Below are 7,306 nucleotides of genomic sequence, written 5' to 3'. Positions count from 1 at the left end.
TGCTTCGGGGGCAAAAGCCCCTCGCACTCTGCGACCGCTGCCCCTGCTTCGGTTCGCTGTTTCCGCCACTGGCGGCGTTCACCTTTGCAGCATCCAGTATTATCTGCGCTTTTGGCTTAGCATCTGCCGCACCTTGCTCGCCGTATCGGCACTTAGAATTATGCGGTATTGCCTTAAATATAATCGTAGAGCGGGCAGATATTTTTTGTTATCGTTTTCTTTCTTGTGTATTTTCCCCTTGGCTGATACAATGTAGAAAAAACAGTTAAGGAGCATCCCCAATGATTCGTGAAATTTGCAAAGACGAGACTTTTCTTGCGCAGAAAGCCGCGCCCGCCACGGCGGCGGACCTTGGCGTAGCGCAGGACCTGATGGAAACTCTGATTGCCCACAAGGATGGCTGCGTGGGTATGGCGGCAAACATGATCGGCGTGAACAAACGCATTATCGCTTTTGAGAATGACGGCGAATACATGGTCATGTTCAACCCTGTCATCGTCAAACAGTCCGGAGCCTATGAAACGGACGAAGGCTGCTTATCGCTTACCGGCACGCGGAAAACCAAGCGCCACAAAGTCATCAAAGTGCAGTGGCAGAATGAAAAATTCCAGACGCGGCTTAAAACGTTTACCGGCTGGACGGCGGAAATCATCCAGCACGAAATTGACCACTGTGAGGGAATTTTGATTTAACCTTTTTCCTGCATTTGGCTTTCGTTCAGCAGATTCAGTGGTTTCAAACCTCTTTCCAGTGTGCCTCAATGGCAGCGCGGTTCAGCTGCTCACCGATCACGATGATCACTTCCTGCGCTTTGGCAATGGGCTTTAAGGTCATGGCGTCGCGGCTGGCGTTCAGCTCCAGCCAGCCATTTCCATCCGAAGTAAAGCCCTTAATGCGCATAATGCGGCCGCAGGAGGCATCGGCAAACAGTTCATTCACCACTTCTTTCAGCCGCGGCAGGGGTAAGTGACGGTCGATAAAATAGAGCGAAGAAAACACATCGTGCTGGTCAAAGTGCATTTTTTCATAGCTGGCCTGCTTGCTGCCGCAGGCGGCAACGGCGGCCAGGTCCTGCGGGGTCAGGTCCTCCCAGTTTTTGCGCAGTACATCTGCGCCAAAGCGGCGGGCGCAGCCGTTTTGCTCCAGCGCGTGGTTCAGGTAGTTTACCGTGGAATCCATCTCGGCCGGGGTAGCCAGCTGGCTGCGGCTCAGCACCACCATGCCGGCATTGGCGGTTTCGGACGCCAGCAGGTAGGCCGACTGGGGCGAAAGCTGCTGCTCCTGCTTGGCATCCACAATAGCAATCACGTTGCCCATACGGTACCACTTATCCAGCGGTTCATCGTGCAGGATGTCAAAAAATTCATCTACATCAAAAATACCGCTCGGCTCAATAATGACCCTGTCAAAGCCCTGCATGGCCAGCGAGATCAATTTGGTGCGCATCCGGCGCTGGTGGGTATCGCAGTCGCACCCGCCGCTGATGCTTTCCATATCGCAATGGTCGCCCAAAATATCCTGCAGCAGCATAACATCCACATTGACCGCGCCAAAGTCATTTTCCAAAATGCAGACATTCCAGCCCTGCTGAACCATATAGCGGGCATAGTGCCGCATAAAAGTCGTTTTGCCAGAGCCAAGAAAGCCGGTGATCAAATCGACCTGTACCATAGTTGTTCCCCTCCTGTTGGTGGTAAATAGCTTGTGCCTGTTATTATATCACATTTTTATTCAGTTTGCTTCATCAAACCCAAATTCAAAAAGAAAAGCCGCCACACAGGTCCCTGTTCCTGTGCGGCGGTTTTTCCTTGAAAAGAAGAAAAAAGAGAAAGAGGAGTGGATGAAAAAAGTCTGCGTTGTTCCCCTGAGCATTTGGCAATGCCCCAACGGTGTTCGGGTCCCTGTTCCTTGGCACCGTTCCTTTTGGGAACAACTATAGAATACCCGATAGATGTGAACAATTCGTGATAAAAAATTCAACATTTTGCAAAAAGCGCCGCGCAATTTTCCATATTTCAAAGGCTGTGGCGGTTATTCTTCCTGTGCGGGGTGTAAATTTGCCCAGCAATACGCTATAATGGGGTTAGATTGCGGCAGCAGCCGCTGCCATGCAGGAGGGAAAACACCATTGGCAAACCGAATCAATTATGAGCGCGTGATGGAAGAAACCATCGCCGCATTAGAGCGCGATGGCCAGCGCCCGCAGCTGCTGCTGCACGCCTGCTGCGCGCCCTGTTCCAGCGCCACGTTGGAACGTCTGGCCGACCATTTTGACGTTACCATTTTATATTATAACCCCAACATTGCCCCACCGGAGGAATACCACCGCCGGGAAGCCGAACTGGAACGTTTTGTGCGCGATGCCGGGTACGCTGCCCGCGGCATCACGGTGGTGGAGCTGCCGTATGACCCGCAGGAGTTTTACACTGCAGTAAAAGGGCTGGAAAACGAGCCGGAGCGCGGCGAGCGCTGCACCGTGTGTTACCGCATGCGGCTGGAACGCGCCGCCCAGTACGCCAGGGCACACGGCTTTAACTGGTTCACCACCACCCTTTCCATCTCCCCAGTCAAGGACCCTGTGCGGCTGAACACCATCGGCTGCGAACTAGCCCAACAGTACGGCCTGAACTACCTGCAAAGCGAGTTCCGCAAAAAGGACGGTTACAAGCGCAGCCTTGCTTTGAGCGCAGAATACGGCCTGTACCGGCAGGATTACTGCGGCTGCATTTTCAGCAAGCAGGAACGCGGCGTTTGATTGCAAGGAGAAATGTTTCATGCCAAAACATGTTTTAGTGGCTCTGCCATTGAGCGATGCCCAGCGCAGCGCCTTGCAGGCCAGCGTTCCGGAATATGAATTTATCTTTGCCCAAACCGAAACCGTTACCCTGGCCCAGGTGCTGGAGGCAGATATCATCATGGGCAATGTGCCGGTAGAGCTGATTTGCCAAAACCACCATCTGGAATGGTTCCAATCCAACTTTGCGGGACCGGATACCTATCTGGTGCCGGGCGTGCTGCCGGAGCAGTGCCTGGTGACCAACGCCACCGGTGCTTACGGGCTGGCCATCAGCGAGTGGATGCTGGGCTTGTGGCTGGGGCTGCAGAAGGATCTGTTTTTATACCGGGACCGCCAGACGCAGCACAAGTGGGATGCCATCACCCGCCAGGTGCGGCCGGTGGCCGGGTCCCGCGTGTTATGCGTTGGCATGGGGGATATCGGCTCTAACTTTGCCATGCGCGCCCACGCCCTTGGGGCCGAGGTTGTCGGTGTGCGGCGCAGCGTGCGCCCCGGTGCCCCCTGCCCCGATTACTGCCTGCGGGTGGTGCCCCAAAGCGAACTGGACGCCGAGCTGCCGCAGGCAGACCTGGTTGCCCTGAGCCTGCCCGGCACGCCGGAAACGCTGCACATGTTTGATGCCGCCCGCCTGGCCCGCTGCAAGCAGGGGGCAATTCTGCTGAACGTGGGCCGTGGTTCCACGGTGGACTGCCTTGCCCTGGCCGATGCCGTACACAGCGGGCATTTGTTCGGTGCAGCGCTGGATGTGACTGACCCAGAGCCGCTGCCGTCAGACCACCCGCTGTGGAGCGAACCGAATGTGATCATCACGCCGCACATTTCCGGGCGGTTCAGCCTGGCCAAAACACTGGATAACATTGTAGAAATCTTTATCCATAACCTCAAGCTGTACGCTGCCGGGCAGCCGGTGGACAACCAGGTCAGCCGCACCACCCACTATGTCAGCGGCGGCAGCGGCGGCCAGCGGCTGGTGTGCGACATGCCGTAAAGGTTCTTATTTTCAACCATTCTGCGCCAAAATATTGCATAACTCCTTTGGGTATTGTAGAATAGTGGTGTTCGCTGATTCTGCAACACACAGAGGAGTTTTTATGTTATACCAACTGTTCTGGCTGTTTTTGGCCTTTTCGTTCCTGGGCTGGTGCCTGGAAGTTGCTGCCACCGCAGTGCGGCTGGGCCAGTACCGGGACCGCGGCGTGCTGCACGGGCCGCTGTGCCTGGTTTACGGCATTACCGGCTGCCTGATCACCATTGCCCTGCGGGAATTGAGCGGCGGGTGGTTCTTCCTGTTTTTGTTCAGCGCGCTGTATGCCACGGTGGTGGAATGGATTGCCGGGCATTTGCTGGAGCACTACAGCCACACCCGCTGGTGGGATTACTCTGACTGCAAATGGAACCTGGATGGCTACATCTGCCTTTCGGCTTCCGTTGTCTGGGGTGCCCTGGGCCTGGTAACTGTCAAGTGGCTGGTGCCGCTGCTGATGCGTTTGTACCAGCTGGTGCCCGCCGGGCTTGCGCATGTTCTGTTGTGGATCTTTGCCATTTTGCTGGTCATTGATCTGCTGGGCACCGCACTGACCCTGGGCGGCCTGCGCTACAAGCTGCCCAGAGTGGACGAGGTCAACAACCGCCTTGCCAACCTGACGCTGCGGATGGGGTTGTGGATTTTTGACCGCACCGAGCGCCGCATGCGCACCAAGGCCCCGCAGCTGGACCTGATACGCCCCAAGCGCACCAAAAGCACGGCGTTTGCTGCCGGGTGCAGCTTTTACAAAATCTTTTTGCTGTTTGTAATCGGCGCGTTCCTGGGCGACATCACCGAAACGATTTTCTGCCGCATTACCGCTGGGTATTGGATGAGCCGTTCCAGCCTGGTGTGGGGACCTTTCTCTATTGTTTGGGGCCTTGCCATTGCGCTGGTCACCCAGGTTTTGTACAAGTACAAAGACCGTTCGGCATTCTGGCTGTTTGGCATGGGCACCCTGTTGGGCGGTGCTTACGAGTATCTGTGCAGCGTGTTTACCGAAATCGTGTTCGGCGCGGTATTCTGGGATTACAGTGCCCTGCCGTTCAACCTGGGCGGGCGTATCAATCTGCTGTACTGCTTTTTCTGGGGGCTGGCCGCTGTGGCATGGTTCAAGGTGCTGTTCCCGCCGTTGGACCGCTTGATTGAAAGCCTGCCCCGCCGCGGCGGTACCATTTTGACCTGGTGCCTGGTGGTATTTATGGCAGTCAATATGATCGTCAGCTCCGCCGCGCTGATTCGTTATGACGCCCGTTTGGAGGGCGTTGCCGCCCAGACCAGCCTGGATACCCTGCTGGACGAGCATTTCGACGATTCCTATATGCAGCGGGTCTACCCCAAGCTGGTGCACATGAATTAAATCATTTTAGTCACAGATTGCCATAGGGCAATACCGCATAATTCTAAGTGCCGATACGGCGAGCGAGGTGCGGCAGCTGCTAAGCCAAAAGTGCAGATAATACTGGATGCTGCAAAGGTGAGCGCCGCCAGTGGCGGAAACAGCGAACCGAAGCAGGGGCAGCGGTCGCAGAGTGCGAGGGGCTTTTGCCCCCGAAGCACGATGCGGGTACCGCAACCCGACATTATCGAGCATTTTGGCAACGCAGATGCCGTGTCGCAGCTGCCGGAGCGGTGCTTAAGCCGCAAGGCGGGAATTGTGCGGTGTTGCCATAGATAAATAACAGGCCCACGCCGGGATGTTCTCCTGCGGCGCGGGCCTGTTGTTGTTTGGTGATTGTTTTTTATGTGAGTAGTTTTAGAGTTGGTTTGGGGAATTTGCTCACAGGTTGAATCGTGGGGATACATGTGAAACGTTTGATACAGCCCGTCACCCGGGACGATGCGAGTATCGTCCTCTACCTAACTCCTACTCGTGTTCCGCCCAATCGCGGCTTCGGCCCACGGCTTTGTGCCAGCCAGCCAGCAGCTTTTCGCGTTCCGGAGCTTCCATGTTGGGAGTAAAGGTCATGTTGCAGTGCCACAGGCTGCGGATTTCCCCACGGTCTTTCCACACGCCGGTGGCAAGGCCCGCCAGGTAGGCAGCGCCAAGGGCCGTTGTTTCGCGGATGGCCGGGCGCAGCACGGTTTTGTTCAGGATGTCCGCCTGGAACTGCATCAAAAACTGGTCGCGGGAAGCACCGCCATCCACTTTCAGGGCGGTGATGGGCTGGCCCACATCCAACTCCATCGCGTGCACCAGGTCATAGCTCTGATAAGCGATGGACTCCTCCGCCGCGCGGATGATATGGTTCTGGGTGGTGCCGCGGGTAATGCCCACAATGGCCCCGCGGGCGTACATATCCCAGTAGGGTGCGCCCAATCCGGTAAAGGCCGGAACAATATACACCCCGCCGTTATCCGGCACCTTCTGGGCGTAATACTCCGAATCCCGGCTTTCTTGGATCATGCGCAGGCCATCGCGCACCCACTGGATGACCGCCCCGCCCACAAACACACTGCCCTCCAGCGCATACTCCACCTTGCCGTTCAGGCTGATGGCAATGGTGGTCAGCAGGCCATTTTTGCTGCGGCAGATGGTATCGCCGGTGTTCATCAGCAAAAAGCAGCCGGTACCATAGGTGTTTTTGGCTTCGCCTTTGGAAAAACAGCCCTGGCCAAACAGTGCGGCCTGCTGGTCGCCCGCAATACCGGCCACCGGCACCTGTACGCCGCACAGGTCGGTGTAACCGTAAATCTCGCTGGAATCCGTCACACGCGGCAGCATGGCGCGGGGGATATCCAGCGCGTTCAGCAGTGTATCATCCCAGTCCAGCTTGTGGATATTATACAGCATGGTGCGGCTGGCGTTGGTTCGGTCCGTTACATGCACCTTGCCGCCGGTCAGCTTCCACACCAGCCAGCTGTCCACCGTGCCAAACAGAATTTCTCCCGCCTGTGCGCGCTCCCGTGCGCCCGGCACATGGTCCAGAATCCACTTGATTTTGGTTGCGGAAAAGTAGGCATCCGGCACAAGGCCGGTATTCTCTTTGATATACTCTGCCATGCCCGGCTGGCTGAGCAGCTCATCCACCAACGGTGCAGTGCGGCGGCATTGCCACACAATGGCGTTATAAATGGGGCGGCCGGTCGCTTTTTCCCACAAAATCGTGGTTTCGCGCTGGTTGGTAATGCCGATGGCGGCAATATCATGCGCATCCACGCCGCTTTGGGCTACCACCTCGTTCATCACGCCATACTGGCTGGACCATATCTCCATGGGGTCGTGCTCCACCCAGCCCTGCTGGGGGTATAGCTGCTCAAATTCGCGCTGGCGCACGGCAATGATATTCTGCTCATTATCAAACAGGATTGCCCGGCTGCTGGTGGTACCCTGATCCAGCGCAAGAACATATTTGCTCATCTTCAACCTCCCTGTTGATGGGTAACGGGGCTAAGGCAATACCGCACAATTCTAAGTGCCGATACGGCGAGCGAGGTGCGGCAGATGCCAAGCCAAAAGCGCAGATAATACTGGATGCTGCAAA

At 56.4% G+C, this 7,306-nt stretch carries 6 protein-coding genes; 4 read left to right on the top strand and 2 right to left on the bottom strand.

The features are described 5' to 3' along the window. Positions 1-281 precede the first annotated feature (281 nt). Positions 282-692: a peptide deformylase gene (locus C4885_RS14660; protein WP_114001046.1), complete on the top strand. Its 411-nt coding sequence runs from the start codon at positions 282-284 to the stop codon at positions 690-692. Positions 693-735: 43 nt separating this feature from the next. Here the strand turns inward: C4885_RS14660 and C4885_RS14655 are convergent, their stop codons facing one another. Beyond that, complete coding sequence (locus C4885_RS14655) at positions 736-1,671, bottom strand: GTP-binding protein (protein WP_114001045.1); 936 nt, start codon at positions 1,669-1,671, stop codon at positions 736-738. 457 nt (positions 1,672-2,128) lie between these two features. Here C4885_RS14655 and C4885_RS14650 point away from each other — a divergent pair, with 457 nt between their 5' ends. From C4885_RS14650 to C4885_RS14640, 3 genes are all read left to right on the top strand, one after another. Then, complete coding sequence (locus tag C4885_RS14650) at positions 2,129-2,755, top strand: epoxyqueuosine reductase QueH (protein WP_114001044.1); 627 nt, start codon at positions 2,129-2,131, stop codon at positions 2,753-2,755. Positions 2,756-2,774: 19 nt separating this feature from the next. Next, entirely contained in the window at positions 2,775-3,785 is a 1,011-nt protein-coding gene (locus C4885_RS14645; RefSeq protein ID WP_114001043.1) for a D-2-hydroxyacid dehydrogenase, read from the top strand. Between the two features lie 103 nt (positions 3,786-3,888). Then, positions 3,889-5,181: a putative ABC transporter permease gene (locus C4885_RS14640; protein WP_114001042.1), complete on the top strand. Its 1,293-nt coding sequence runs from the start codon at positions 3,889-3,891 to the stop codon at positions 5,179-5,181. A 507-nt stretch (positions 5,182-5,688) separates the two neighbouring features. Here C4885_RS14640 and glpK read toward each other — a convergent pair. Then, on the bottom strand, positions 5,689-7,182 hold the full coding sequence (glpK, locus tag C4885_RS14635; protein ID WP_199488127.1) for a glycerol kinase GlpK: 1,494 nt from the start codon (positions 7,180-7,182) through the stop codon (positions 5,689-5,691). Positions 7,183-7,306 lie beyond the last annotated feature (124 nt).

Origin of the sequence: Subdoligranulum sp. APC924/74 (genome assembly GCF_003324125.1) — a bacterium.
GTDB lineage: Bacteria > Bacillota > Clostridia > Oscillospirales > Ruminococcaceae > Gemmiger > Gemmiger qucibialis.
Note: the sequence above shows the minus strand (reverse complement) of the source record. Positions and strands in the feature narration are given on the sequence as shown.

Bases quoted from the DNA above. Each gene is read 5' to 3' on its own strand.
- C4885_RS14660 (WP_114001046.1), top strand. From the start codon at position 282: ATGATTCGTGAAATTTGCAAAGACGAGACTTTTCTTGCGCAGAAAGCC.
- C4885_RS14655 (WP_114001045.1), bottom strand. From the start codon at position 1,671: ATGGTACAGGTCGATTTGATCACCGGCTTTCTTGGCTCTGGCAAAACG.
- C4885_RS14645 (WP_114001043.1), top strand. From the start codon at position 2,775: ATGCCAAAACATGTTTTAGTGGCTCTGCCATTGAGCGATGCCCAGCGC.
- C4885_RS14640 (WP_114001042.1), top strand. From the start codon at position 3,889: ATGTTATACCAACTGTTCTGGCTGTTTTTGGCCTTTTCGTTCCTGGGC.
- glpK (WP_199488127.1), bottom strand. From the start codon at position 7,182: ATGAGCAAATATGTTCTTGCGCTGGATCAGGGTACCACCAGCAGCCGG.